This window comes from Amycolatopsis stemonae (assembly GCF_054781455.1).
Genome location: NZ_BAAGUJ010000006.1, coordinates 350,193 through 375,543 on the forward strand (window position 1 = coordinate 350,193; position 25,351 = coordinate 375,543).

A 25,351-nucleotide genomic window follows, 5' to 3' on the forward strand; every position below is an offset into this window, starting at 1 on the left:
TTGTCGATCGCGACTGTCCACATTCGACCGGTGCCGAGAACAGGGAGGTTCTCCTCGATGGAGAAAGGTGAAGGGCGCCCCCGGCCGCTCGGGCAGCTGACGCCGAACGTGTACGTGGAAACCGGGACTCGCGGATGCGACCCCGGCTTCGTCGTGACGTCGGACGGGGTGGTCGTCATCGACACCCCTCAGCTGCCGACGCACGCGCTCGCCATGCGCCAGCAGGCGGAAGGCCACGGTCCCATCCGCTACGTCGTCAACACCGAGCACCACGTCGACCACATCTTCGGCAACTACTTCTTCGCCGGTGCCGGTCTGGTGGTCCACCACCAAGAGGTGTTCGACAACTTCATGACCGTCTACGACCTGGATCCGTTCGCCTTCGCGGTCAACGCCGCCGAGGACGACGATCCCGAGGGGGCGAAGCTGATTCCCGAACGCGGCGAGTACTACGGCGACCCCAACAAGGGCGACATCGTGTTCACGGGTGACCTGACGCTCAGGCTGGGCGAACACACCTTCGAGCTGCTGCACACCCCCGGGCACACGCCGGGCCAGATCGCCGTGCACGTTCCCCAGGAGCGCACGGTTTTCACCGGTGACACCCTCTTCTCCGGGTGCCAGACCTGGCTGATGACGTCCGACGTCGACCAGTGGCTGCGCTCGCTCGACCGGATCGCCCAGCTCGACGTCGACCACGTCGTGCCCGGCCACGGTGCGATCACCACCCTCGACGCCGTTCGGGAGCAGCGGGCCGTGCTGCTGGGCTGGCAGAGCGCCGTCGCGGACGCCGTGGCCAAGGGGTGGTCCCGCGAAGAAACGGTTCAGCGCGTCAACTTCGCCGAAGCGTGCCGGACCGACGTCGGCCTGGATCACCTGATGGACTACATCCAGTCGGCGAACGCGGGGGCGCTGTACGACAACCTCATCGGCTCGGAGCGCGAAGCATGCTGACGGCCGACGCTTTCCCGCTGGTGGTGGACATCCACGCCCACGCGCCGGTCGATGAACTGGTGGCCGGTCGAGAAGAGCGTGTCGCGCAGGAGCGCGCCCAGCTGGCGGTCTTCGGGCCGGACTCCGTCGCGGTCAACCACCGTCTGTTCCGGGACGAGTGGTACCCGGCGCTCACCGAACTGGACGTCCGCCTGAGTGCGATGGACCGGGCGGGCGTGGACATGCAGGCCGTCAGCGTCGCACCCACGCAGTACCACTCGTGGGCGGAGGAGGTCCTCGCCGACGAACTGACGTACCTGGTGAACGAGCACCTGGCCGACCTGGCGGCGAAGTCGCCCGGCCGGCTGACCGCCATGGCGCACGTCGCTTTCCAGCACCCCGACCGGGCGGCCGTTCAGCTGCGTGACGCGGTGGAGCGGTACGGGATGAAGTCCGTGCAGATCCCGACCCGCTCCGGTGAGCGCGAGTTCTCCGACCCCGCCCTGGACGTCTTCTGGGCCACGGCGGAGGACCTCGGGGTGCTCGTCTTCGTGCACCCGTGGGGATGCACTGTGGAGCAACGGCTATCGTCGTACTACCTGGGCAACGTCATCGGTCAGCCACTGGAAACCACGATCGCCCTGTGCCGGCTCGTCTTCGCCGGTGTGCTCGACCGGTTCCCCCGGTTGCGGATCTGCGGAGCGCACGGCGGCGGTTTCCTGCCGGTCTACCTCGGCCGGGCCGAGCACGCCTACGAGGTGCGCCCGGAGAGCCGCTCGATGGCCAAGCGACCCAGTGAGTACCTGTCCCAGCTCTATGTCGACAGTCTCGTCTACCGGCCGTCGGAGCTGGCGGCGCTGACGCGAGCGATGGGAGCCGACCGGGTCCTGCTGGGAACGGACTACCCGTTCGACATGGCGGTGAGCGACCCGCTCACCCGGCTTGAGCAGACCGGTCTGCCGATGGCCGAGTCGCGGCGCATCGCCGGGCTCAATGCGGCCGCACTGCTCGGTCTCAAGCAGCAAAGGGAGCCGAAAATGCCGGACAAGGCCGAACCCGGAATCACCATCACCGAAGGGGAGCAATGAAAGTGAAGTGGGCCACTTACCGCTCACCGGCGGACGACAAGGAACACGCAGCTCTGTTCGAGGGCGGAACACTCCACGGCCTCCGCGGCGACCGGCAGCTGATCGACCTCATCGGATCTCCCGCGGTCCTGGCGGAAGCCGCCCGCGAAGCCGGAGACGACCCTTTCGAGGTCGTCCCCGCCGGTGTCGCACAGCTGCTGCCACCGATACCGCGCCCACCGTCGATCCGGGATTTCATGGCGTTCGAGAACCACTACGTCACCTCGATGACCGCGATGGGGCTCCCCACGAACCCGGTCTATTACCAGCAACCGGTTTTCTACTTCCAGAACCCGGCCGCGCTCCGCGGGCCGCACGAGACGGTGCCGATCGCGCCCGGGAGCCGGCAGTTCGACTACGAACTCGAAGTGGCGGCGATCGTCGGTGCCCCGGCCACCAACGTCAGCCCGGCCGAAGCCCCCGCCCACATCGCCGGATACACGATCTTCTGCGACTGGAGCGCCCGGGACCTCCAGGCGGCGGAGATGACCATGGCGATCGGCCCCGGCAAAGCCAAGGACACGGCCACCAGCCTCGGGCCCTTCCTGGTCACCCCCGACGAAATCGAGGGAAAGCGCAGCGGCGAAGGGTTCGACCTGAAGATGACCGCCTCGGTGAACGGCGTCCTCTACAGCGAAGGGAACTGGGCCGACCAGTTCTGGTCCTTCGCCGACCTGCTCTCCTACGCATCCCGGGGGACGACCCTGCAGACCGGGGACGTCATCGGCTCCGGCACCGTCGGTACCGGTTGCATCCTGGAACTCGCCAAAGTCCACAGTGGAGCGGAGTATCCCTGGCTCGACGCCGGCGACCAGGTCACCTTGAGTGTCGAGAACCTCGGTGAGATCCGCGCTTCGATCACTCAAGCGGCTCCGTTTCACCCCCTCACACGACGGCGCAGCCCGCTCACCCAGCAATGACCGCGGTCTCGCAGCCAACTCCAACACTTGCGTTGCAGAACGTCGGCGGTAGGCGTACGTTCAAAACAGAAGCCAACACGACTGTTGGAGTTTGAAGGAGCACGATGAATCTCGAAACCATCGTCACAAGCCGTTGGTCCTCTCCACGCGAGGAAGACCGATTCGTCGTCGAAGACCCCGCCACCGGCCACCACCTCGCCACGGTTCAGGGCGGGGGAGTGGCAGAGGTCGAAGCGGCGGTCCGTGCCGCCCACGATGGGTTTCTCGCTTGGAGCCGCCGGCCCGCGGTGGAGCGCGGCCGGTTGCTGGTGGAGGTCGCTCGCCAGATCCGCCTGCACGCCGACGAACTGGCCGAACTGGAATCCCGGGAGAACGGCAAGCCGCGGAGTCAGGCGCGGGCTTTCGACCTCGAATCCTGCATCGCCGTGTTCGAGCTTTTCGGCAGTCTCACGCACGAGATGCCCGGAGCGGTCCGGGATACCGGCTATTCGCTGGACGTCACGACGCTGCAGCCCTTCGGCGTGATCGGCGCGATCATCCCGTTCAACTGGCCCCCGATCCACACCGCCGGGAAGACCGCACCGGCGCTCGCGGCGGGCAACGCCGTCGTGCTGAAGCCCCCGGAGCAGGCACCGCTCACCATCTTGCGGCTGGCCGAGATCATCCAGTCCGTGCTGCCCGACGACGTCGTCCACGTCGTCGCGGGCAAGGGGTCCGTGGGCGCGGCGCTCGCGGGGCACCCGCTGGTCCGGAAGCTGTCGTTCACCGGGGCTCCCACGACTGGTGTCGCGGTCTCGAAGACGGCCGCGGACAACCTCACCCCCACCCTGATGGAACTCGGGGGCAAGAACCCGCTCGTGGTCTTCGAAGACGCCGATCTCGACGACGCCGTGGCCGCTGCCCTCGAAGGCGGGTACTTCAACCAGGGCGAAGCTTGCACGGCAGCCTCGCGGTTGCTGGTGCACCGCTCGGTGCACGACGAGGTGGTCGGACGGCTGAGCCGGGCTGTGGCCGGGCTGCGGGTCGGGCGCGGCCTCGACGAAACCACGCACGTCGGCCCGCTCGTCACGGCGGCCCAGCAGCGACGCGTGCTCGACTACGTCGACATCGGCGTCCGGGAAGGTGCCGTCATCGCCGCGCAGGCCCCGTTGCCGGTGGATCCCGAGCTGGCCGAGGGGTTCTACGTCGCGCCGACGCTGTTCACCGCGGTTACCCCGGACATGCGCGTGGCCAAGGAGGAGATCTTCGGCCCCGTCGTGTGCGTCATCCCCTTCGACGACGAGGCCGAGGCCGTGGCCATCGCCAACAACACCGATTTCGGCCTGTTGGCCGGGGTGTTCACCGCGGACAATGCGCGCGCTGCGGGTCAGCCGCGGTATCGAAGCGGGCATCGTGTTCGTGAACAACTACAACCGCGCGGTCATCGGCACCCCGTTCGGCGGAACGAAGCACAGTGGTTACGGTCGCGAACACGCCGCCGAGACACTGCGCGAGTTCGGCTACAGCAAGACAGTGCGGCTTCCTTCCGGGATGAACCCGGTGCCGCGCTGGGCGGTCGTCGACGAACTGCTCGGCTGAACCGACAGGTAACCTCGCGCCACCTCCGGGCTGCAGCGAGATGGATCTTTGTGCTCAGCCCGCCCCGGGATCTGCCGAGTCCTTCGCCGGTGTCGGATCAGCCCTTGGCCAACCCCTCGAGCAGTGCCGCTGAGAACTCCTTCGGCTTCTCGATGTGCGGGCTGTGCCCGGTGTCTGCGATGACCACCTCGCGGTAGTGGCCGCCCGCCGCGGCGTAGCGGTCGAGGACGGCTCTGGTCTGGGTGACCATCGGCTGCGCGGGGTGGGTGTCCTCGCCCGGCCAGCCGGGCACCGCGCCGAGCCGGCCGAGGTGGGCGAGGTCGAACAGGGAGGTGTCGGAGACGATCTGGTCGTCGGCTCCCCGCACCCAGAGGATCGGGGGCTTGGGCTCGATCGCGTCGAGGTCGTCGAGGCGGAAGTTGCCGGGCGCCAGGGTGTTGAGCACGCCACGGGTGCCCGGCGCGACGCCCGGCCACGCGTCGGTCGTGGTGGAGTCGCCGGGGTAGTGGTCGTCGCCGACCCGGGTGGTGAGCATCGACTCGACGAGGTCGTCGAGGCGGGCGGGGTGGAACGGCGGTTCGACGTAGAAGGCCAGCAGCACCTGTCGCGGGGAGAACGGCGACTCGTCCGAGGTGTCGCCGGCCTTGAGCCGGGCGACAAAGTCCGGGTTGGCGCCACCGCCGCCCGAGCCGGCGCCCGCCGCGTCGACCAGCTCGCCGTCCGCGCCCTTGGTGCCGCCGAAGCCGTAGGGCGAGACGGGGTTGACCAGCGTCACGGTGCGCGCGAGTGCGGGGTGCTCGCGCAGCAGCTGCAGGACCACGCCGCCGCCCATGCTCCAGCCGACCAGGTGCGCGGCGTCGATGCCCAGCGCGGCCAGCGTGGCGGCCACGTCGTCGGCGTAGTCGCGCACGCCCCGCGTCGCGTCCACCGGCAACGGGTCGGTGCCGCCGAAGCCGCGCAGGTCCACCGCGATCGGACGGTACCGCGGCGGCAGGTCGAGCATCGCCTCCTGCCAGAAGGCGGCGGACGAGACGTTGCCGTGGACGAACACGACCGGTTCGCCGTGCTCGCGGCCTGCCACCTCCAGTACGTGCGCGGTCAGCCGGTCGGTCGGCACCTTCGCCGAGGTGATTCCGTCGAGGAGTGTGGTCACTGCCGTTCCTTTCACGCCAGCCAGCTGGTCACCTGGGACATCGACGCCGACGCCCAGCCCAGCTGCAGGTGGTTCACCGAACCGACCAGCGCGGTCGCGGCGAGGTGGCCGATGCCCGTGCTGTCCAACGCGCTGGCCACGAAGACGATGCCGTCGCTCGGGCCGCGGTTCTCGTTGAACACGCCGACGATGCTCGGCGAGCCGCCGGCCAGCAGGTACACCGAGACGCTTGCCGGGGTGCCGGCGGACTGGATGGTGGAGATCATCGACCCGGCGTCGATCGCGGCCTGGATGCCCGTCCCGTCGGTGTAGAAACCCTGGCCGCCGTAGTAGGTCGTGTACCAGTCCTGCTGCGAGCCGTCCACGCCGAACGCGCTGTCGAAGCGGGCCAGCATCTGCCGCTGCCCGGGGTAGGTGTCCCAGCCGGCTGTGGGGGTGATCGACAGTTCCGGGTGGTAGGTGTACGCGCCGTAGCAGGTCATCCTGGTGTGCGGGCTCGGCGCGTTGATGCCGACGCCGCACTCCGGCCAGATCGACAGGTCGTGCGCGTAGCCGTGCGCGAACGGGTAGTCGTAGCCACCGTTCGGTCCGCCGAGGGTGATCAGCTTGCGCACGTCACCGGCGTAGGAGCGTCCCCACGGGGGCTTCACCGAGGAGACGTACATCCGGGTGGACAGCTCGCCCTTGCTCCAGCCGACCAGGTCGACCTGGCTCACGCCCAGCCGTGACTTGATCAGCGCGATCGCGTCGCCGACCTGCTGCGCCTGCTGGCGGTTCTCGCCCTGCTTGTGCGCGAAGCCGATGGCGAACACCCGGTACCCGCGCGAGCTGAGGTACTGCATCAGCCCGGTCGACGGGCAGGTCGCCGAGCCGCATCCGAAGCCGCCGGATTCGTTCGGATTGGCCCAGGCCCGGTCGGGGTTGTCGTTGGCGCCGTGGACCAGCAGCACCGGCGTGGCCTTCGCGCCGGTCGACCAGCCGGGTGCGGAGTAGAGGAGGAACCGCGACGAGGACGGCTGCGGCACCCCGCCGAAGAAGGTCAGCCGCTGCCCGTCCTGGTTGCCCCGTCCGTCCGGCGGGTACTGCTCGTCGGCGAACCCCGGTGTGGTGTCGCGGTAGCGCTCCACCTTGTCCCACCCGTTGGCGACGGTGCCGAACGTCGCCTCCTTGGTCAGGTAGGCGGGATCGGCGGCGGCAACCGGCAAGGCAGGCGCGGCGACCTCCACACCGGCGACGATGGCCGCAGCGACCACCAGGCTGAGCAGGCGCACGACGGGCTCCTCACGACATCGGGAGAACTCCGCAACTATCGGCCACCGGACGAGCCGGGGCAATGTGCGCCGGCTACGTCCCGCGCGCCTCGGACATGGTCGTGGGCACCATATCGAGGGGTGCGGTCACGGGTCGCCGAACGTGCTCGATCCAGGGTGCCTCGGTGAGGGGCGGCCGCCGCGTCGACGCACAAGCAGTGCCCGCTCTGAACGCGCAACCGTGGGAGATTTCCCGCAGGGAGGCAGCTCAACTCGGGTCCTCGGACGCAAGCCGCAGAGCTGGACCCGCGGCCCGTTCACGTGGGCGCGGTTCCGGTCCGGTGGGCTACGCTGTGCAGCGATGATCACCGGGACGGCGTTGCGCCACACACGGATTGGCGACCCGGTGCTCTTCTGAGCGCCGAACGGGCCTGCGCGGGCCCGCTGTTCGATCGAGGGTCTCGCGCTGCTGCGAGGGCTCCGCCTCCGTCATGTTGATCCCAAGCTCAGCAGATCAACCACGACAGGAGAAGCCATGCCCATCAAGACTCTGACAATCCCCACGACCGACGGCCAAGCCGACGCCTTCGCCGCCTTCCCCGACCAGAGTGAGCAGCACCCCGGGGTGCTGATGTACGGGGACGCGTTCGGCATCCGGCCCGTGCTGCGGGAGATGGCCCTCGAACTGGCCGGGCACGGCTACTACGTGCTCGTCCCCAACTTCTTCTACCGGCACGGCCCGGCACCGGTGATCGAACTTCCGGCGCACATCGGCGAAGAGATCCGGCCCGCAGTCATCGCCCGGCTGATGCCCCTGATCCAGGCGCACACTGCCGAACGCGTCCGGAGCGACGCCGAGGCCTACCTCAGGTTCCTCACCACCCAGCCCGAGGTCGGCGCCGGGCCGGTCGCGGTGACCGGCTACTGCATCGGTGGCCTCCTGGCGACGCGCACCGCCGCGGCCCACCCCGACCAGGTGGCTGCCGTCGCCGGATTCCACGGCCCGGTGGGCGCCGACGGGCCCGGCAGCTTCTCCAACGTCACCGCCCCAGTCCACTTCGGCCACGCCGCAACCGACATCACACCCGAGGCTCTCGACGAGTTCAACCAGGGACTGGACGCCGCCGGCGTCGATTACACCTCCGAGATCTACCCCGGCACCGTCCACGGCTTCACCATGGCCGACACCGACGCCTTCAACCCCGCTGCGGTGCGGCGCCACTGGGACCGCCTGCTCGCCCTCCTCGACCGCACCCTGGGCAACGGCTGAGCACCAATCCGCCGTTTCGGCCCTTTCAGCTATACTGAATGCCATTCAGCAGGGCAGAAAGGGCCGGACGTGGCGGAATCACCGGTGCGCAGCGTGGACAAGGCGCTCGCGGTACTGCAGCTGCTCGGCGAGAAGGGGCCGGACGGCCTGTCCCTTGTGGACATCGCGCAGGCGCTCGGCAGTCCCAAGAGCGGGGCCCACCTCACCCTGTCCGCCCTGCGGCACCGCGGTTTCGTCACGCAGGACCGGGAAAGCGGCCGGTACCGGCTCGGTGGCGAGGCGTTGCGGGTCGCGGCGTCCTATGAGGAGAAGCTGAGCTTCCGCGCCAGCCTGCTGCCCTTGATCAGGCGGTTGTCCGAGGAGATCCGGCAGGTGTGCCACGTCGGCATCCTGGACGGCGCGGACATCATCTACCTGGAGAAGGTCGACGCCGACCGGTCGGTGACGGTGGGCTCGAAGATCGGCGGGCGCAACCCGGCGGCGAGCACCGCGCTCGGCCGCGCGGTGCTCGCCTGCCACGAGTGGGACAACGGGGCGTTGCGCGCCCAGTTGGGGGGCACGAAGGCCGGGCCGCTGCCCGGGCTCGGCTGGACCCACCTGCAGGACGCGCTGGCGCAGGCGCGGGCTCGCGGCTACGCGCTCGACCTCGAGGAGAACGAGCCCGGGATCGCCTGCGTCGCGGTTCCGGTGCTGCTCAACGGAGTTCCGTGCTGCGCGATCTCGGTCTCCACGCTCGCCGGGGAGACCGGTCCCGACACCTTCGCGGGCTACGTGGAGCGGTTGCACGCGCTCGCGGCGCAGTACCTCGTGCCGCCGCTCCAGCTCCCGCCGCGCCCGGTGGGTGCCCGGCCCCGCTGACTCGCGCCCCCGCGTTGACGGGCTGCTCGTGGGCCCGTAGTGTCTGACTGATACTGAACGGCGTTCAGTATCGCTGAACTCCGAAGTTGCTGAGGCATAAGGGGAAAAGCGTGACCCATCTTGTTCGATTCGCCGGGCCCGAGCGGCCGGCGGACATCCGCGTCGGGGTGCTGGACGACGAAGGTGAGCACCTGCGCGCCGTTCCCGTGGGCAGCATGGGCGAGCTCCTTGGCCGTCCGCTGGCGGAAATCCGGGAGCTGGTCGCCGCGGCCGCCGGCGCACCGGCCGTGCCCGCGTCCGATGCGCGGCTGCTGCCGCCCCTCGACGGGCGAATGGAAGTGTGGGCGGCCGGCGTGACCTACCGCCGGTCGGAGGAGGCCCGCCGCGAGGAAAGCGCGGACGCGGACATCTATGCCCGCGTCTACCACGCCCCGCGGCCCGAGCTGTTCTTCAAGTCCGCGGCCTGGCGGGTGGTCACCGAAGGCCAGCCGATCGTCATCCGGGCCGACTCGCCCAACAACGTGCCGGAGCCCGAACTCGGCCTGCTGCTGACGAGCCGCGGTGAGATCGCGGGCTACCTGGTCGTAGACGACGTCAGCTCGCGCAGCATCGAGGGCGAGAACCCGCTGTACCTGCCGCAGGCGAAGATCTACCAGGGCTCCTGCGCGGTGTCGGCCGGCGTGCGGCCGGCCTGGGAGATCGACGACCCGCTGAAGCTGGACCTGCGCATGCGGATCCTGCGCGACGGGCGGGAGGTGTTCAGCGGGCACGCGAACACCGCCGAGATGAACCGCAAGCCGGCCGAGCTGGTCGAGTACCTCTTGCGGGACAACGTCCACCCGGACGGGGCGGTGCTCTCCACCGGCACCTCGATCGTGCCCGAACTCGATCTCGGCCTGGCCGAAGGCGACGTGGTCGAGATCGAGATCGGGCAGGTGGGCACCCTGCGCACCCCGGTGGTCCGAGGCGCGGGCAAGCTCAGCCGGGAGTGATCGTCCGCTCCGGGACGAGGTCGGCGACCCCGAGCATCAGCGCCAGCGCGGCGAGGTAGTAGTAGTCGCCGTACGGCAGGGGTCCGTCCATCCCGAGCCGGTGGGGCGCCGAATAGCAGGCGTGGGCGAGCACGCCGACCTCGTCCTGGAAAAGCGCGTCGCGCCGTAGCGCGCGCAAGATGCGGGTCAGCCGTTCTTCCGCTCCCACCAGGCGAGCCAGGTCCGGGTCCTGCCGCAGCGTGAGCGCGAGGCCGTAGCAGACGATCGCGGCGGCCGACGAGTCCTGGATGCCGGTGTCCACGACCAGGTCGTACGGGGTCAGCGCGTCGATGTCGTGGCTCCCGCAGTAGTAGCCGAGCAGCCGCGCCGCGATCCGGCCGTACTCGGCCGAACCGGTTTCGCAGGCCATGGTGAGGTAGCCGGCGATTCCCCACGCCTGACCGCGGGCCCAGCAGGAGTCGTCGGCCGCGCCCTGGAACGTGCCCTGCCAGAACGCCTCGCCGTCGTCGCCGATCCGTGCCAGGTGGTAGGTGGAGCCGTCCGGGCGCAGCAGGCTCCGGGCGGTCCGGTCGGCGTGCGCGCGGGCGATCTCGGCCCATTCCGGTGCCCCGGTGTGGTGGTGCGCCCACCACAGCAGCGGCAGGTTCATCATCGTGTCGATCGTGCTGGTGGGCCGGGACCGGTCCTCGCCGACCGCGCCGAACGCCTGCAGGTGACCGGAACCGGGGACCCGTCGCTCCGCCAGGACCTCGGCGGCCCGCAACGCCGAGGACGCCGCGGCCGGATCGCCGAACAGCCGGGCGACCAGCGCCGCGCTCGGCCAGAAGATGAACCCGATGTCGTGCGTGCCGTGGTCGTCCACGCGGCAGTCCAGCTTGGCCGCCAGCGTCCGGGCCCGCTCGACGAGGCCGTCGTCGGCGCAGCCGAGCTGGGCGAGGTGCAGCATCGCCCCCGCCCAGAACCCGGTCGTCCAGTTGCCGTGGTCGTAGTCCGCGCCGACCCACCGGCTGGCCTCGTCGATGGGGCGGTAGACCCAGCGGCCGTGCTCGGCGTAGTGCGCGGCCCGGTCGGCGCCACCGCCGAGCACCGCGCCGGTCACCCGCCGGCCCATTTCTTCGATTTCTTCCGTGGTCGGCAGGAAATCGCCGGTGCTGTGACTGTCCATGACTCTCCTGTGGCTGAAGCGAGGTCGACGACGCGACGGATGTCGCTTTCCGGGAAAAGGGCGACCGTAGACAGAGTCGTTCAGCAATACTGAACGCAATTCGGTCGTGATGACCGAAGGCTAGGCAACCGCCACGGCCGAGTCAACCCGGTCAGCGGCCGCCGAGCGAAGGTCGAACTTCCTCTTGACAACGTCGGTGTTCGTCAGGGTATGGTCCACGCAATCCATTGCGCAACCGATTGCGGAGAGAGTCAGTGGACCTCAACGGAGTAATTCCGGCCAACATCCTCCCCCTCGACGACGACCTCTCGATCGACGTCGAGGCCTACCGCAGGCACCTGCGGCACCTGTCCGACGTCGACGGCGTCGTGGCGATCACCTGCAACGGGCACGCCGCCGAAGTGAGCAGTCTGGACCGGGCGGAACGGCGAAAAGCCGTCGCGCTCGCCGCGGAGACAATCAACGGGAAAGTGCCGCTGATTTCCGGCGTCCACGCGGACAATCACATCCAAGCGGTCGAGTACGCCCGGGACGCGAAAGACGAGGGCGCGGACGCGCTGGTCGTCTTCCCGCTGCCGGCGCTGGCGCTGGGCGGCAGTCAGGAGATGGCCTACCGGCACGTCGCCGAGCTTGCCGCCGCGGCCGGCCTGCCGCTCGTGCTGTTCTCCTACCCCGAGTTCACCGGGATGCACTACGACCTGGACACCCTGGCGCGACTCTGCTCGCTCGAGCAGGTCGTCGCGGTGAAGGAGTGGAGCCTCGACCTGCGCAAGCACGAGGAGACCCGCCGCGTGCTGCAGGGGCTGGGACGTCCGGTCTCGCTGCTCACCAGCTTCAGCACGAACCTGCTACCAGCGCTGGCATCGGGCGCGGACGGTATCCTGTCCGGGCACGGTAGCGTGATCGCCGACCTGCAGGTCCGCCTGCTGGCCGCGGTCCGGGCGCACGACCTCGCCGAGGCCGAGCGGCAGTACGCCCGCATCCAGGCGCTCACCAGGGTGGTCTACCGGGCGCCGATGGCGAACATGTACGCCAGGATGAAGGAGCACCTGATCATGCTCGGGCACGAGCTCACCCCCGCGGTGCGTCCGCCGCTGGAACGGGTGAGCGAGGCCGAACGCGGGCAACTGCGGCAGGCGCTCGCCGAGGCCGGGCTGCTGCCGACGGGCGCACGATGACCGCAGGCGCTCGACCGGGCACCGCCAAGGCGGTCGCCGAGCTGGCCGGGGTCTCGGTGACCACCGTTTCCCGGGTACTCAGCGGTCAGGCCTCGGCGATCCCGCAGGAGACGCAGGACCGGGTGTTCGCCGCCGCGCGCCAGCTCCGCTACCGGCCGAACTCCCTGGCGCGGGCCCTGCGCAAGGGTACGACGCAAAGCATCGGCCTGATCGTGCCGGACATCTCCGACGCCTACTTCCACCAGGTGGCCCGCGGGGTCGAGGACGTCGCGCAGGCCGCGGGCTGCGTGGTCATCCTGACCAACACCGATCGCGTGCCCGCCCGCGAGGAAGCCTGCGTGAACCTGCTGCTGGACAAGCGGGTCGACGGCATCGTGTTCGCCGGCGGCGGGATCGACGACGACACCCACCTCGACGGCTTCGACTGGAGCTCGACCAGGGTGGTCACGATCGGACCGCACCAGCTGCCCTTCCCGTCGATCACCGTGGACGACTCCGCCGCGATCTCCGACGCCGTGCACCACCTGGCGGAGATCTCGTGCCGCCGCGTCCTGTGCCTCGCCGGGCAGCCCAACTGGCTGGTCACCCAGCGGCGGCTCGCGGGCTACCGGCAGGCGGTCGCGGAACTGGGCCTCGACGCCGACCCGGAGCTCGTCGTGTACGGCGACTTCACCGAGTCGGCCGGCGAAGAGCTCACCGCCAAGGCGCTCGCCACCGGTTCGTTCGACGGCGTCATCGCGTTCAACGACTACGCCGCCATCGGCGCGATGCACGCGCTGGCGTCGGCCGGGGTCCGGGTGCCCGACGACGTCGCCGTGATCGGCTGCGACGACATCCCGGTGGCCCGGATGGTGCACCCGGCGCTGACCAGCGTCAGCTTCTCCCAGTACGAATTCGGCCGCAACGCCGCGGAGATGATCCTGGGCTCGGACCCGCTCCCGGCGGGCCAGCGCATCACGTTCCCGCACGAACTCCTGCGGCGGCACAGCACCGCCCGTCGCTGACGGTCCTTTTCGGACCGCTCCGCTCACCGCCGACCCCCGATCCACACCGACACTGCCCTTCAGTGTGGAAGGAGCACGCCCTCATGTCCTTGCAGACAGCCATGTCCAACCGCCGTTACCGGGTGGCCATCGCGATCTCTTTCGCGTTCTTCGTCGCCTACTTCGACCGGACCAACGTGTCGGTCCTCATCGCGAACAAGGAGTTCACCGACACCCTCGGCATCACCGGCAACAAATTCGCCCAGGGCCTCCTGATCACCGGGTTCCTGTTCCCCTACGGCCTGTGCAACTTCTTCACCGGACCGCTCGGCGACAAGATCGGCGGCCGGCGCGGGGTGATCTGGTCGATCATCGCCTGGACCGTCCTGATGTGCGCGATGGGACTGGTCTCGAACTTCGTCGTGATGCTCGTCCTGCGCGTCGTGCTCGGGCTGGGCGAGTCCATCATGACCCCGTCCTGCAACATGATCGTCGCCGAATGGTTCCCGGACCGGGAACGCGCCCGGGCGAACTCGGCCTGGCTGGGCGGCCTGTTCCTGGCGCCCGCCGTCTCCTTCCCGGTCATCGTGTGGATCGTCAACGTGTTCGGCTGGCGGGAGAGCTTCTTCGTGCTGGCGGCGGTCGGCGTCTTCGTCGCCCTGCCGATGATGTGGCGCTGGACCGCCAACCGCCCCGAGGAGATGGCCGGGGTGTCCCCGGCGGAACTGCGCCACATCCGGGACGGCCAGGCGAAACCGGCCGACCCCGAGCCGATCCGGGCCAGCCTGCGCCGGCTGGTCTCGAACTACCGGTACTGGATCTGTGTGTTCTCCTACATGGGCTACGGCCTCGGGTTCTGGGGCATCAGCACGTTCGTGCCGTCCTACCTGGAGCACGAACGCCACCTGGGCTTCACCTCGTCCGGCACCTTCGCCGTGATCCCCTGGCTGACCGCCGCCGTGCTGAACCTGGTCGGCGGGATGATCGGTGACCGGATGCCCCGCAGCCGGGTGCTGCTGTGGTCCGGCGGCTACGTCCTCGGCGCGCTGCTGTCCTACCTCGGCGTGGCCACCGGGACGGTCGGCATGTCGGTGGTGTTCATCTCCGCGGCGGTCGGCTTCCTCGGCTTCACGCTGGCGCCGATGTGGTCGGTCATCCAGGAGCTCACCCCGCGCGGCACCACCGGCCTGGGCACCGGCATCGCCAACGGCGTTTCCTACATCGCCTCGGCCTTCGGCCCGGCACTGGTCGGCGCGCTGGTGGACAGCTCCGGCTCCTACAACCTCGGCTTCTTCCTGCTGGCCGGCTTCCTCGTGGTCACCGCACTGGCGCTGGCGCCGTTGTGGCGCGGGCACGTCAAGCGCGGCGACCTGGCAGGAATCCCTTCCACCACAACCAAGACGGAGGCTCACCATGACTGACGGCACCGCTACCAAACTGGTTCCCATCTCGGCCGAACTCGCCGAAGGCGCCTTCGCGATCGGCCGCACGACCACCTTCACCAAGACCGTCGGCGAGAGCGACATCTACCTCTTCGCCGGTGTTTCCGGCGATCTCGGCCCGAACCACGTGGACGAGGAGTACATGAGCAAGACCCGGTACGGGCACCGGATCGCGCACGGCGTGCTCATCGTTTCCTACATGTCGACCTGTTCGACGAAGCTCATTGAGGAAGCGGGCAACGAACCCGCCGTGTCCTACGGCTACGACCGGGTCCGGTTCGTCAAGCCCGTGTTCATCGGCGACACCGTGACGGTGACCTACACCGTCGCCGAACGCGACGACGAACGCGGTGAGATCCGGTCCCAGGTGACCGCGAAGAACCAGCACGGCGACGTCGTCGCGGTCGCCACCCACATCCTGCGGAGGGTCTGAACCATGACTGCCACCACCGCCATCCCCCTCGGCGAGCTGAGCGGGGAACACGAGCTGCTGCGGCAGACCGTGCGCAGGTTCGCCGAATCCGAAGTCGCGCCACGGGCGTTCGAGATCGACCGCGAGGACGAGTTCCCGCACGACCTGTACCGGCGGGTGGGCGAACTGGGCTTCCTCGGCCTCAACGTGCCCGAGGAGCACGGGGGCAGCGGAGCCGACGAGCTGAGCATGTCGATCACCCTGGAGGAGCTCGCCAGGGTCTCCGGCACGGTCGCCAACGCCTGCCTGCTGGCGAAGCTGCAGTCCGAGCTCATCGTCAAACGCGGCACGCCCGAGCAGATCCGCACCTACGTGCCCCGGATCGCCGCCGGCGAGCTGATCTGCCTGATCGCGGTCACCGAGCCCGGCACCGGGTCCGACGTCGCCAACGTCAAGACCACGGCGAAGCGCACCGAGTCGGGGTGGAAGCTCAACGGCACCAAGGCGTTCATGACCGCCGGCGCGGTGGGCGAGCTGGCCGTCGTGCTGGCCCGCACCGATCCGGCCGCGGGCAGCAAGGGACTCACCACGTTCCTCGTGCCCAAGAGCCCCGACGGCGACCCGGCCAAGGGCTTCCTGGCCGACCACAAGGAACAGCTGATGGGCATGCGCGGCCTGGCCACGGCCGGGATCACGCTGCAGGACACGCTCGTCTCCGACGAGCACGTGCTCGGGGAACCCGGCCGCGGGCTGGGCAACGCGCTGGGCTCGTTCAACAACGGCCGCATCGTGATCGCCTCGCTGGCTCTCGGCCTCGCCGCGGGAGCGCACGACGCCTCTCTGCGGTATGCGCAGGACCGTGAGGCGTTCTCCCAGCGCATCGGCGACTTCCAGGCGGTGCAGTTCATGCTCGCCGACGCCTGCGTCGAGATCGACGCGGCGCGGCTGCTCGTCCGCCGGGCGGCCCAGCTCAAGGACGCGGGCGCGCCGTTCGCCCTGCAGGCGTCCCAGGCGAAACTGTTCGCCTCCGACGTCGCGGTGCGGGTCGCGACCAACGCCGTGCAGATCCACGGCGGGTACGGCTACACCAAGGACGCCGTGGTGGAGCGGATCTACCGGGACGCGAAGCTCACCCAGATCTACGAGGGCACCAACCAGATCCAGCGGGTCATCATCGCCCGGCACCTGCTGCCTAAGGCCGGCGGGAAGTGACCGTCCACTGCGGACTGGCAGGCGGCGTGGCCGAGCTGGTGGTGGACAACCCACCGCTCAACCTGCTCACGCTCGCCGTCCGCGCCGAGCTCGCGGCGCACGCCCGCCGGCTGGCGGGGGAGGAGTCCTGCCGGGTGGTCGTGGTGCGCGGGGCGGGGGACCGGGCCTTCTCGGCCGGGTCCGACGTCCGGGAGTTCCCCTCGGACGAGGCGGGCGGCTTCGAACGCGCCGATCTCGAACACGGCTGGTTCGCCGCGCTCGCCGACCTTCCGCAGCCGACCATCGCCGCCGTGCACGGCCACACCCTCGGCGGCGGCCTGGAACTCGCGTTGACCTGCGACATCCGGGTGGCCGACGAAGGAGCGCACCTGGGCTTCCCGGAGGCGGGGCTCGGGCTGGTCCCCTGTGGTGGTGGCACCGCCCGGCTGCCGCACCTCGTCGGCGCGGCCAGGGCGCAGCTGCTGTTGCTGTCCACCGAGCGGATCACCGCCGGCCAGGCGCTGGCGTACGGGCTCGTGGACAAGGTGGCGCCGGCGGGCCGGCTGCGCGAGACGGTGGCCGGGCTGGCGGCGTCGATCGCCGCCGCACCCGGCGCCACCACCCGTGCCATCAAGGCCGCGGTCCGGACGAGCCTGACCGAAGGCGTCGACGCGGGGCTGGCCGCCGAGCGGCGTCTCGGCGGCCCGCTTTTCGCGACCGAGCGCGCGCAGCAGGCCGTGCGCGGCTTCCTGAAGGAGAAACCATGAAACCCCTGCAGATCCTGCGTGACGTCAAGATCGTCGCGTTCACCCAGTTCCTCCTGGGCCCGGCGAGCGTGCAGTACCTCAGCGACCTCGGCGCGGACGTGGTCAAGGTGGAGCAACCCGGGCGCGGCGCGTACGAGCGGTCCTGGTCCGGCGGCAACACCTACGTCGAGGGGGTAAGCGCTTTCTTCCTGTTGTCGCACAGGAACGTGCGAAGCGTGACGATCGACCTGAAGTCGCCGGAAGGGCAGCGAGCCGCGCTTAAGCTCGCGTCGAGCGCCGACGTCGTGGTGGACAACTTCCGGCCGGGCGTGCTCGACCGCCTCGGCGTCGGTTACGAAAAGCTGTCGGAGCTGCGCCCTGACCTGATCTACGCCTGCGGGTCTGGCTACGGCTCCGACAGCCCTTACCGCGACCTGCCCGGGCAGGACCTGCTCCTGCAGGCGATGACCGGGCTGGCCGCGGCGACCGGCCGGGCCGGTGACCCGCCGACCCCGGCGGGCGCGGCCGTCGTCGACCAGCACGCCGCGGCGCTGCTGGCCATGGGCATCCTCGCCGCGCTGCACCACCGGCAGCGCACCGGCGAGGGCCAGCGGGTGGAGGCGACGATGGTGCAGGCGGCGCTCGACCTGCAGCTGGAGCCCGTGGTGTACCACCTCAACGGCGGCCTCGTGGAACGCCCGGCCGAGCCGCTCGGCTCCAGTTTCCACGAGGCGCCCTACGGGGTGTACGAGACCGCCGACGATCACATCGCGCTGTCGCTCAGCCCCGTCGCCAAGATCAGCGTGGCGCTCGGTGATCCCGCCGAACTGCGGGAGTTCCTGGACCCGGCGGTGAAGTTCAGCCGGCGCGAACAGATCCGGCGTGCGCTCGGCCCGGTGCTGCGCGACCGCTCCGCGAAGGAGCTGCTCGCGTTGTTCCGCGAGCACGGGATCTGGTGCGCGCCCGTCAACGACTACGACGCCGTCTTCGCCGACCCGGTGGTGACGCACCTGGATCCAGTGCTGGAGTTCGAGCACCCCCGGGCGGGGAAGGTGAAGATGCTCAAACATCCCGTGCGGTTCAGCTCGGGCGAACCGGAACTGCGGACCCCGCCGCCCGATTTGGGTGAGCACACCGATGCGGTGCTGAGCGAGCTCGGCTATTCGGCCGAGGAGATCACCGGGCTCCGGGAGGCCGGCGTTGTCTGAGGGCCTGTTTTCCCTGCGGGGCAGCGTCGCCGTCGTGACCGGTGGCGCGCGCGGAATCGGGAAGGCGGCGGCGCGGGCGCTCGCCCGGCAGGGGGCCGGGGTGCTGCTGGTCGACCGGCTCGAGGCGGAGCTGGCTTCGACGGCGGCCGAGCTGGCCGAGGCGGGCGCCGCGGTGGACACCCTGCTCGCCCACGTCACCGCGGACGACATCGTCGAACGGGTCCGCGCCGCGGCGACCGCCGCCGGGCCGGTCACGGTGGTGGTCAACGCCGCCGGGGTGATGGTGCGGTCCGCGATCACCGAGCTGACCGCGGCCGAACTGGACACCCTGTGGCGGGTGAACGTGCGGGGCACCGTGGAGGTCACGCAGGCCCTGCTGCCCCAGCTGATCGAGCGGGGCTACGGCAAGATCGTCAACGTCGGCTCGCTGGGTTCGGTCCGCGGCCTGGAACGGCGGACAGGGTACGCGACCACGAAGGGCGCGGTAGCGCAGTACACGATCAGCCTCGCCAGCGAGGCCGGTGCCTACGGGATCAGGGCGAACGTGGTGGCCCCCGGCTACGTCGCCACGGACATGGCGTCGCCGTGGATCTACGGCGACGCCGACCGCACCGAACGGCTCCGGGCCCGGATCCCGCTCGGGCAGTTCGCCACGCCCGCGGACCTGGCCGGCACGTTCGTGTTCCTCGCCGCCCCGGCGTCGGACTACGTGACCGGCCAGATCCTGCTCGTCGACGGTGGCTGGACCACCACCTGAGCCGGAGCCCCTGATCACTGAAGGAGTATCGTGACCGCCACCCTGACCACCGGACGAGACCCGCGCACCGGCGCCGCACTGCCCGGTGCGGAACCGCCGAGCGACGCCGCCGCCGTCGAGCGGATCGTCGCCGCGGCGGAGGCCGCCGCGCCCGCCCTCGACGCGCTCGGCCGCAGCGGCCGGGCCACGCTGCTGCGCGCGTTCGGCCACGCCCTGGAGAGCCGCCGCGACGACGTCGTGGCGATCGCCGACCAGGAGACCGCACTCGGCGCGGCCCGGCTCGGCGGAGAGCTCACCCGGACGATCTACCAGTTCGCCTTCTTCGCCGACGTCCTGGAGGAGGGCAGCTACCTCGAGGCGACCATCGACCACAGCGGCCCGACGCCGATGGGCCCGAGGCCCGACCTGCGTCGCATGCTGGTGCCGATCGGGCCGGTCGCGGTGTTCGGTGCGAGCAACTTCCCGCTCGCGTTTTCCGTGCCCGGCGGGGACACCGCGTCGGCGCTCGCCGCGGGCAACCCGGTCGTGGTCAAGGCCCACGGCTCGCACCAGGCCACCTCCCGGCTGGTCCACGACATCCTGCGGGACGCCGCCGCCGAAGCCGGCGCGCCCGAGGGCACGATCGGCATCGTGTTCGGCCTGACGGCCGGCAAAGCCCTGGTCCGCCACCCGGCGGTGCGGGCGGTGGGCTTCACCGGCTCGCTCAGCGGCGGCCGGGCCCTGCTGGACGCGGTCAACGGCCGCGACGACCCGATCCCCTTCTACGGCGAGCTGTCCAGCCTCAACGCCCTGGTCGTCACCGAGGCCGCCGCGGCCGAGCGGGCGGCCGAGATCGGTGCCGGGCTGGCTGCCTCGGTGACCGGGTCCGCGGGCCAGTTGTGCACCAAGCCGGGGCTCGTCCTGATCCCGGCCGGCGCCACCGGGGACGCCGTGGTCGCCGCCGCGGCGCAGGGGCTCGAGGACACCGACGTCGCGCCCCTGCTCAACGAGCGGATCCACGCCTCCTACCTCGCCGACACCGACCGGCTCCGCGCTGCGCCGGAGGTGTCCACAGTGGCCGAAGGCGAGGCCGGGAAAGGTGGCTTCCGGGTGGCTCCGCTGCTGGTGTCGGTCGAGGCGAGCGCCCTGCCCGAGCCGGCACTCGCGGAGTATTTCGGCCCGGCGACGGTGCTCGTGCGCTACCGCACCGAGGAGGAACTCACGGCCGTGATCGGGCGCCTGCCGGCGTCGCTGACCGCATCGGTGCACCTCGGTGCGCGGGAAGCCCCGCCACGGTGGATCGGCGCCCTGCGGGACACGGCCGGGCGGCTGGTGTTCAACGGCTACCCGACGGGTGTCGCGGTCAGCTGGGCCCAGCATCACGGCGGACCGTGGCCCGCCACGAACAGCCTGTTCACCTCGGTGGGCGCGACCGCGGTCCGCCGCTTCCTGCGGCCGGTGACGTGGCAGGACGCGCCCGGGCAGGCGTTGCCGGACGAGCTGCGCGACACGCCCGCCCGGCCGGTGCCCCGGCGGGTGGACGGCGTTCTCCGGCTACCCGGCTGACCTGCCAGCCAGGCCGGGTTTCCTCGGCGGAAGCCGCCAGGGCGCCGGGCGACGTCGGTTGGCTCGTCGTCGCCCGGTCCGTTCTCGGTTCGGGCCCCGCGGCTCAGCTCGTTCCGCGGGTGAGTGCGCGAGCGATGACGTTGCGCGAGTGGCGGAGCGGCCGCGGTCCGAACGGTTGTGCTGCGCAAATCCGGTCAGCCGTTCAGCGGCTGGTTGTCGTGTCGCAGCAGGAACGCGGTCAGGACCGCGGCGATGGTGGACGCGATGCCGAGGACGGCGAGCGCGCCCTGGAGTCCGCCGGTGCCGGCACCGATCGCGGCCAGCGCGAGCGGGCACGCGAACTCGCCGACGAACAGCGTGCCGGTCCACAGGCCGGTACCGCGGCCTCGCTGGTCGAAGGTGAGCCGGTTGACCGCCCACGTCAGCAGGGTGGGCAGCAGCATGCCGGTGCCGAAGCCGGTGAAGACCGAGCCGATCGTGATGACGACCGGTGAGGCGGTGGCGAACACGAGGAGGAGACCCGCGGCGGCGAGACCGAACTCGGCGGGCAGCAGGGTCCGGGGTGTTTTACCGGACATCCGGGCGAACGCGATCGCTCCCGCGGCGGTCGCCAGGGACATGACCGCGGAGATCGCGCCGATGGTCCCGGTGGCGGTCACGCCGACGCCGGTGAGCACAAAGGACAGTTCGACGATCAGAGCGTAGAAGACGACGCCGCCGAACAGGGTGACGAGGCAAGGCGCGGCCAGCTGCCGCCAGGGCAGCTTCGCCGGGTGTCCGCCCGGCTCGCCGGGCGGCGTGGGCTGCCAAAGCTTGAGCGCCATGGGGATCGCGAGCGGGGCGGCGAGGGCGTACAGCCAGAACGGCGTGCGCCAGCCGGACGCGCCGAGAACACCGCCGAGCGCCAGGAACGCGGTGGCTGACAACGTGGCGACCAGGGTCTGCAGGCCCAGGTAACGCGCCCGGCGTGCGCCGGACCAGTAGTCGCCGATGAGGGTGGTGCAGCAGGTCATGATCGCGCCCTCGCACAGCCCGACGAGCACCCGGCTCGTGAGAATCGCCCCGAGGGAGTCCAGGTAGAGGGGCGCGGTTCCGAACCCGGCGTAGGCCAGCATGGCCACGAGCAGCAACCGTTTCCGGTCGATCCGGTCGGCGACGACGCCGGCGAACGGCGCTGTCAGCCCGATCAGCAGGGCGGGCGCGGTCAGCACGATCGGGACGATGACCGCGACGCCGGGCGTGTCCGCGAATGCCCGGGACAGCTGCGGCAGGACGGGCGCGATGAGGACGGCACCGAGCACCGACAGGCAGCTCCCGGCCAGCAGCAGGAGCAGCTGGACCGGGCCGGCGGTCGCTCCTTGGCCGGTGGCAGAGGCTGCCGGTGACAGGTTCACGGCTGGGCTTTCGGGCATTTCGGCACCTGAATTCCGTCGTTGGTCCAGGGAAGGTGCCGAAAGTGTGAATTCCGCGGCGGGCAAGCGGAAATCACTTCTGGCGAACCGCGGTATCAGCGCAGTGGATGCCCGGCGACGCCGGCGGCGATCCGCGTCAGCAGTTCGCGGAGGTAGCGGTGCTCGGGATCGTGCTCGTACATCGGGTGCCACCAGACCGCCTCGAGCAGCGGCCCGGCGTCGAAGGGACAGGCCAGCGCCCGCACGTTCGTGTCGGCCGGGATGCGCTCGGCGAGCCGTCGCTGCAGCAGCGCGACCCGGCCGGTGCCGGCGACGAGGCCCGGCACCGTCAGGAAGTTCTCCGTGACGACCTGGACGTGCGGTTCGATGCCGAGCATCCGCATCTGCCGCACGACCGGGGTCGACGCGGTCGGGCTGTGGTAGGTGACCACCCACGGCATGGTCCGCAGCTGCTCCACCGTCAGCCCGTGCGCCACCACGGGGTGCCCGGCGTCCACCAGGCAGACCCAGTCGTCGCGGTGGAGATCCTGGTGCGGGAGGCCCTCGAGGAAGCCGTGCGGCAGGACCAGCAGGTCGACGCCGGTGAGTACCTGGCGGGCGTTGTCGACGACGGCCGGGGTGTTGGCGATGAACCGCACGCGCGCGCCGGGTGCCTCCCGTGCCAAGGCAGCGGCGAGCGGGGAGCCGAGGACTGCGACGCCGTAGTCGGTCATGGCGAGCGAGAACTCACGGGAGGTGGTCGCCGGGTCGAAGTCCGGCTCGGCGGCGAAGACCCGCTCGACGCCGTTGATCGCCGTTTGCACGCGGCCACGCAGCTGGACGGCCAGCGGGGTGAGGCGGTACTGGTTGCCGTAGCGGGCCAGCAGTTCGTCGCCGAAGTGCCGGCGCAGCCTGGCCAGCTGCGCGGAGACCGCGGGCTGGCTGAGGCCGACCTGCTTGGCGGCCCGGCTCACGCTGCGGTGCTCCAGCAACGCGTCCAGCGTCACCAGCAGGTTCAGGTCCAGGCTCGCGAGGTTCACCACCTGAGGTTATCCACCGGACTGATAGTCCGCATTAGCTATTTCGTCTTCCCTGATGCTGTGACATGCCGCACCGTGAGTGGCATGGACCGCACCGATCCCGAAGCCGCGATCGCCGCCGCCGCCAAGCGCTGTTCGAACTGGGGCCGCTGGGGCGCCGACGACGTCCTCGGCACCCTGAACTTCCTCGACGACGCCAAGCGCCGCGAAGGGGCCGCCCTGGCCAGGCGCGGCGTCAGCTTCTCGCTGGCGCAGCGGTTCGAGGCCGACGGCCCGCAGAAGGGCTGGCGCCGCCGCACGAACCCGGTGCACACGATGCTGGACACCGGCCTGGACGCCGAGCGCGGAACCCAGGGCTTCCCGCACGGGAACGGCGGGGCCGACGACGTCGTGTTCATGCCGCTGCAGGCGTCGACGCAGTGGGACGGGCTCGGGCACATCTTCGACCACGGCGTGGCGTGGAACGGCCGCCGGGCCGGGGACGTCGTGACCAGCGAAGGGGATCGCGTCACCGGGATCGAGACCGCGTCCGGCCGGATCGCCGGGCGCGGCGTCCTGCTCGACGTCGGCCGCGCGCTCGGCACGGACGGCGAGTTGCCGGACGGGTTCGCGATCACCGTGGCGCACCTCGAGGAAACCATGGCCGCGCACGGCGAAACCGCGCACGTCGGCCGCGGCGACCTGCTCCTGGTGCGGACCGGACGGCTCGCCCGGGCCCGGCGCGAAGGCTGGGGCGACTACGCCGGCGGGCCCGCGCCCGGACTGTCGTTCACCACCGCGGAATGGTTGCACGACAACGAGATCGCCGCGATCGCCACCGACACCTGGGGGTTCGAGGTCCGGCCCAACGAGTTCGACGACGCCTTCCAGCCGCTGCACCAGGTCGCCATCCCGCACATCGGGTTGTTCCTCGGCGAGATGTGGGACCTCGACGCCCTGGCCGCGGACTGCGCCGCCGACGGCCGGTACGAGTTCTGGCTGACCGCCGACCCGCTGCCGGTGACCGGGGCGGTCGGCGCGCCGGTCGCCCCGATCGCCGTCAAGTAGCTCCCGGACCGGACGAAGGAGTCCCATGCCCGCCGTGCACACCGTCCTCGTCGTCGGCAGCGGCCTCGCCGGCACGGCCGCCGCGATCCACCTCGCCGACCACGGCGTCGCCGTCGACCTGATCGAGATCAAGCCGGACACCGCGGCCATCGGCTCCGGAATCACCCTGCAGGGCAACGCCTTGCGCGAGCTGCGCAAGCTCGGCGTCTGGGACGCCGTGCAGGCGCACGGATACGGCTTCGACAGTCTTGGCCTGCGTGCCCCGGACCCCGCCGGGACGCTGCTCGCCGAGCTCCCCGACGTCCGGACCGGCGGCCCCGACCTGCCGGCCACGGTGGGGATGCCCCGGCCGGACCTGGCGCGGATCCTGCACGAGCGCGCCGGTTCGGCCGGGGTCAAGATCCGCTTCGGGTGCACGGTCACCGCTTTGGTGCCGGACGCCGGCGGGGTCGACGTCACGTTCTCCGACGGCTCGGCCGGCCGCTACGACCTCGTCGTGGGCGCCGACGGCATCCGGTCGACGGTCCGCCGGTTGCTGGGCATCGACCCGGCGATCCGGCCGACGGGCATGGGCATCTGGCGCGCGTTCGGACCGCGTCCGGCTTCGGTGACCCGGACGGATCTGTTCTACGGCGGGCCGTCCTACATCGCCGGGTACTGCCCGACCAGCGAGGACACGCTCTACGCCTACGTGGTCGAGGCCGCGCAGGACCGCAGCGGCCTGTCCCCGGCGGAACAACTGGCGACCATGCGCGAGCTTGCTTCGCCGTACCACGGTCCGTGGGACGACGTCCGGGCCACGCTCACCGATGCGTCGCGGGTCAACTACACCCTGTTCGAGACCCACGTCCTCCCGGCACCCTGGAACCGGGGACGGGTGGTGCTGATCGGCGACGCCGCCCACTCCTGCCCGCCCACCCTGGCCCAGGGCGGTGCCCAAGCGCTCGAAGACGCCGCGGTGCTGACCGAACTGCTGCTGGCGTCGGAAACCCTCGACGACCGCGTTTGGGCCCGGTTCGCCGAACGTCGCTGTGCGCGAGCGGCCACGGTGGTCGAGGCGTCCGTCCAACTCGGACAGTGGCTCCTGGACCGGGAGCAAGGCGACGTTCCCGGGCTGATCGCGCGGATCTCCGCTCTCGTCGTCGAGCCCGCCTGAACCCCTTCC

22 protein-coding genes and 1 pseudogene are annotated in these 25,351 nt (G+C 70.7%); 18 read left to right on the top strand and 5 right to left on the bottom strand.

Annotated elements, in window-relative coordinates; all coding sequences use genetic code 11:
* Positions 1-57: 57 nt before the first annotated feature.
* The 4 genes and pseudogenes from ACYVLJ_RS24350 (at position 58) to ACYVLJ_RS24365 (ending at position 4,558) form a co-directional block, all read left to right on the top strand.
* The gene (locus tag ACYVLJ_RS24350; protein WP_460440452.1) at positions 58-954 is read left to right on the top strand and encodes an MBL fold metallo-hydrolase; all 897 of its coding nucleotides are present in this window, start codon (positions 58-60) and stop codon (positions 952-954) included.
* Entirely contained in the window at positions 948-2,021 is a 1,074-nt protein-coding gene (locus tag ACYVLJ_RS24355; RefSeq protein WP_460440453.1) for an amidohydrolase family protein, read from the top strand. Before ACYVLJ_RS24350 ends, ACYVLJ_RS24355 begins: the two co-directional genes overlap by 7 nt.
* Before the next feature lie 266 nt (positions 2,022-2,287).
* Positions 2,288-2,980, top strand: coding sequence for a fumarylacetoacetate hydrolase family protein (locus ACYVLJ_RS24360; protein WP_460440454.1), 693 nt, complete (start codon positions 2,288-2,290; stop codon positions 2,978-2,980).
* Between the two features lie 104 nt (positions 2,981-3,084).
* A pseudogene (locus ACYVLJ_RS24365) lies at positions 3,085-4,558 on the top strand (aldehyde dehydrogenase family protein).
* A 97-nt stretch (positions 4,559-4,655) separates the two neighbouring features.
* On the opposite strand, the gene ACYVLJ_RS24370 reads toward ACYVLJ_RS24365, so the two are convergent.
* Entirely contained in the window at positions 4,656-5,711 is a 1,056-nt protein-coding gene (locus ACYVLJ_RS24370) for an alpha/beta fold hydrolase (protein ID WP_460440455.1), read from the bottom strand.
* Positions 5,712-5,722: 11 nt separating this feature from the next.
* Positions 5,723-6,982, bottom strand: a complete 1,260-nt coding sequence (locus tag ACYVLJ_RS24375) for an esterase/lipase family protein (RefSeq protein WP_460440456.1) — start codon at positions 6,980-6,982, stop codon at positions 5,723-5,725.
* Between the two features lie 514 nt (positions 6,983-7,496).
* On the opposite strand from ACYVLJ_RS24375, the gene ACYVLJ_RS24380 reads away from it, so the two are divergent.
* From ACYVLJ_RS24380 to ACYVLJ_RS24390, 3 genes are all read left to right on the top strand, one after another.
* Positions 7,497-8,231 (top strand): dienelactone hydrolase family protein, encoded by a 735-nt coding sequence (locus tag ACYVLJ_RS24380; protein ID WP_460440457.1) that lies wholly within the window; start codon positions 7,497-7,499, stop codon positions 8,229-8,231.
* Between the two features lie 69 nt (positions 8,232-8,300).
* Complete coding sequence (locus ACYVLJ_RS24385; RefSeq protein ID WP_460440458.1) at positions 8,301-9,089, top strand: IclR family transcriptional regulator; 789 nt, start codon at positions 8,301-8,303, stop codon at positions 9,087-9,089.
* A gap of 110 nt (positions 9,090-9,199) precedes the next feature.
* Complete coding sequence (locus tag ACYVLJ_RS24390; RefSeq protein WP_460440459.1) at positions 9,200-10,081, top strand: fumarylacetoacetate hydrolase family protein; 882 nt, start codon at positions 9,200-9,202, stop codon at positions 10,079-10,081.
* Here ACYVLJ_RS24390 and ACYVLJ_RS24395 read toward each other — a convergent pair.
* Positions 10,068-11,246 (bottom strand): hypothetical protein, encoded by a 1,179-nt coding sequence (locus ACYVLJ_RS24395; protein ID WP_460440460.1) that lies wholly within the window; start codon positions 11,244-11,246, stop codon positions 10,068-10,070. The two genes, ACYVLJ_RS24390 and ACYVLJ_RS24395, sit on opposite strands and share 14 nt — an antisense overlap.
* Before the next feature lie 254 nt (positions 11,247-11,500).
* Between ACYVLJ_RS24395 and ACYVLJ_RS24400 the strand changes: the two genes are divergently transcribed.
* The 9 genes from ACYVLJ_RS24400 (at position 11,501) to ACYVLJ_RS24440 (ending at position 20,708) form a co-directional block, all read left to right on the top strand.
* Positions 11,501-12,424 carry a dihydrodipicolinate synthase family protein gene (locus ACYVLJ_RS24400; protein ID WP_460440461.1) on the top strand — a complete coding sequence of 308 codons (924 nt, stop codon included), beginning with the start codon at positions 11,501-11,503 and terminating at the stop codon, positions 12,422-12,424.
* Positions 12,421-13,428: a LacI family DNA-binding transcriptional regulator gene (locus ACYVLJ_RS24405; protein ID WP_460440462.1), complete on the top strand. Its 1,008-nt coding sequence runs from the start codon at positions 12,421-12,423 to the stop codon at positions 13,426-13,428. Before ACYVLJ_RS24400 ends, ACYVLJ_RS24405 begins: the two co-directional genes overlap by 4 nt.
* Positions 13,429-13,511: 83 nt before the next feature.
* Positions 13,512-14,828, top strand: coding sequence for an MFS transporter (locus ACYVLJ_RS24410; protein WP_460440463.1), 1,317 nt, complete (start codon positions 13,512-13,514; stop codon positions 14,826-14,828).
* Complete coding sequence (locus ACYVLJ_RS24415; protein ID WP_451985776.1) at positions 14,821-15,282, top strand: MaoC family dehydratase; 462 nt, start codon at positions 14,821-14,823, stop codon at positions 15,280-15,282. Before ACYVLJ_RS24410 ends, ACYVLJ_RS24415 begins: the two co-directional genes overlap by 8 nt.
* 3 nt (positions 15,283-15,285) lie before the next feature.
* Positions 15,286-16,473, top strand: a complete 1,188-nt coding sequence (locus ACYVLJ_RS24420) for an acyl-CoA dehydrogenase family protein (protein WP_460440464.1) — start codon at positions 15,286-15,288, stop codon at positions 16,471-16,473.
* Between the two features lie 26 nt (positions 16,474-16,499).
* Positions 16,500-17,219, top strand: a complete 720-nt coding sequence (locus ACYVLJ_RS24425; protein ID WP_460440465.1) for an enoyl-CoA hydratase/isomerase family protein — start codon at positions 16,500-16,502, stop codon at positions 17,217-17,219.
* Positions 17,216-18,406 carry a CaiB/BaiF CoA transferase family protein gene (locus ACYVLJ_RS24430; RefSeq protein WP_460440466.1) on the top strand — a complete coding sequence of 397 codons (1,191 nt, stop codon included), beginning with the start codon at positions 17,216-17,218 and terminating at the stop codon, positions 18,404-18,406. Before ACYVLJ_RS24425 ends, ACYVLJ_RS24430 begins: the two co-directional genes overlap by 4 nt.
* A complete protein-coding gene (locus tag ACYVLJ_RS24435) occupies positions 18,399-19,163 on the top strand; it encodes an SDR family NAD(P)-dependent oxidoreductase (RefSeq protein ID WP_460440467.1) in 765 nt (254 codons plus the stop codon). Before ACYVLJ_RS24430 ends, ACYVLJ_RS24435 begins: the two co-directional genes overlap by 8 nt.
* 30 nt (positions 19,164-19,193) lie before the next feature.
* Positions 19,194-20,708 (top strand): aldehyde dehydrogenase family protein, encoded by a 1,515-nt coding sequence (locus ACYVLJ_RS24440; protein WP_460440468.1) that lies wholly within the window; start codon positions 19,194-19,196, stop codon positions 20,706-20,708.
* 194 nt (positions 20,709-20,902) lie between these two features.
* Here the strand turns inward: ACYVLJ_RS24440 and ACYVLJ_RS24445 are convergent, their stop codons facing one another.
* Together ACYVLJ_RS24445 and ACYVLJ_RS24450 are read right to left on the bottom strand one after the other, a co-directional pair.
* Positions 20,903-22,120 (bottom strand): MFS transporter, encoded by a 1,218-nt coding sequence (locus tag ACYVLJ_RS24445; RefSeq protein ID WP_460440469.1) that lies wholly within the window; start codon positions 22,118-22,120, stop codon positions 20,903-20,905.
* Positions 22,121-22,215: 95 nt separating this feature from the next.
* Positions 22,216-23,139 carry a LysR family transcriptional regulator gene (locus ACYVLJ_RS24450; RefSeq protein ID WP_460440470.1) on the bottom strand — a complete coding sequence of 308 codons (924 nt, stop codon included), beginning with the start codon at positions 23,137-23,139 and terminating at the stop codon, positions 22,216-22,218.
* 84 nt (positions 23,140-23,223) lie between these two features.
* Here ACYVLJ_RS24450 and ACYVLJ_RS24455 point away from each other — a divergent pair, with 84 nt between their 5' ends.
* Positions 23,224-24,186: a cyclase family protein gene (locus tag ACYVLJ_RS24455; protein ID WP_460440471.1), complete on the top strand. Its 963-nt coding sequence runs from the start codon at positions 23,224-23,226 to the stop codon at positions 24,184-24,186.
* A 25-nt stretch (positions 24,187-24,211) separates the two neighbouring features.
* Positions 24,212-25,342: an FAD-dependent oxidoreductase gene (locus tag ACYVLJ_RS24460; RefSeq protein ID WP_460440472.1), complete on the top strand. Its 1,131-nt coding sequence runs from the start codon at positions 24,212-24,214 to the stop codon at positions 25,340-25,342.
* Positions 25,343-25,351 lie beyond the last annotated feature (9 nt).

Bases quoted from the DNA above. Each gene is read 5' to 3' on its own strand.
- ACYVLJ_RS24410 (WP_460440463.1), top strand. From the start codon at position 13,512: ATGTCCTTGCAGACAGCCATGTCCAACCGCCGTTACCGGGTGGCCATC.
- ACYVLJ_RS24415 (WP_451985776.1), top strand. From the start codon at position 14,821: ATGACTGACGGCACCGCTACCAAACTGGTTCCCATCTCGGCCGAACTC.
- ACYVLJ_RS24350 (WP_460440452.1), top strand. From the start codon at position 58: ATGGAGAAAGGTGAAGGGCGCCCCCGGCCGCTCGGGCAGCTGACGCCG.
- ACYVLJ_RS24380 (WP_460440457.1), top strand. From the start codon at position 7,497: ATGCCCATCAAGACTCTGACAATCCCCACGACCGACGGCCAAGCCGAC.
- ACYVLJ_RS24360 (WP_460440454.1), top strand. From the start codon at position 2,288: ATGACCGCGATGGGGCTCCCCACGAACCCGGTCTATTACCAGCAACCG.
- ACYVLJ_RS24405 (WP_460440462.1), top strand. From the start codon at position 12,421: ATGACCGCAGGCGCTCGACCGGGCACCGCCAAGGCGGTCGCCGAGCTG.
- ACYVLJ_RS24355 (WP_460440453.1), top strand. From the start codon at position 948: ATGCTGACGGCCGACGCTTTCCCGCTGGTGGTGGACATCCACGCCCAC.
- ACYVLJ_RS24445 (WP_460440469.1), bottom strand. From the start codon at position 22,120: ATGCCCGAAAGCCCAGCCGTGAACCTGTCACCGGCAGCCTCTGCCACC.
- ACYVLJ_RS24430 (WP_460440466.1), top strand. From the start codon at position 17,216: ATGAAACCCCTGCAGATCCTGCGTGACGTCAAGATCGTCGCGTTCACC.
- ACYVLJ_RS24395 (WP_460440460.1), bottom strand. From the start codon at position 11,246: ATGGACAGTCACAGCACCGGCGATTTCCTGCCGACCACGGAAGAAATC.
- ACYVLJ_RS24455 (WP_460440471.1), top strand. From the start codon at position 23,224: ATGGACCGCACCGATCCCGAAGCCGCGATCGCCGCCGCCGCCAAGCGC.
- ACYVLJ_RS24460 (WP_460440472.1), top strand. From the start codon at position 24,212: ATGCCCGCCGTGCACACCGTCCTCGTCGTCGGCAGCGGCCTCGCCGGC.
- ACYVLJ_RS24420 (WP_460440464.1), top strand. From the start codon at position 15,286: ATGACTGCCACCACCGCCATCCCCCTCGGCGAGCTGAGCGGGGAACAC.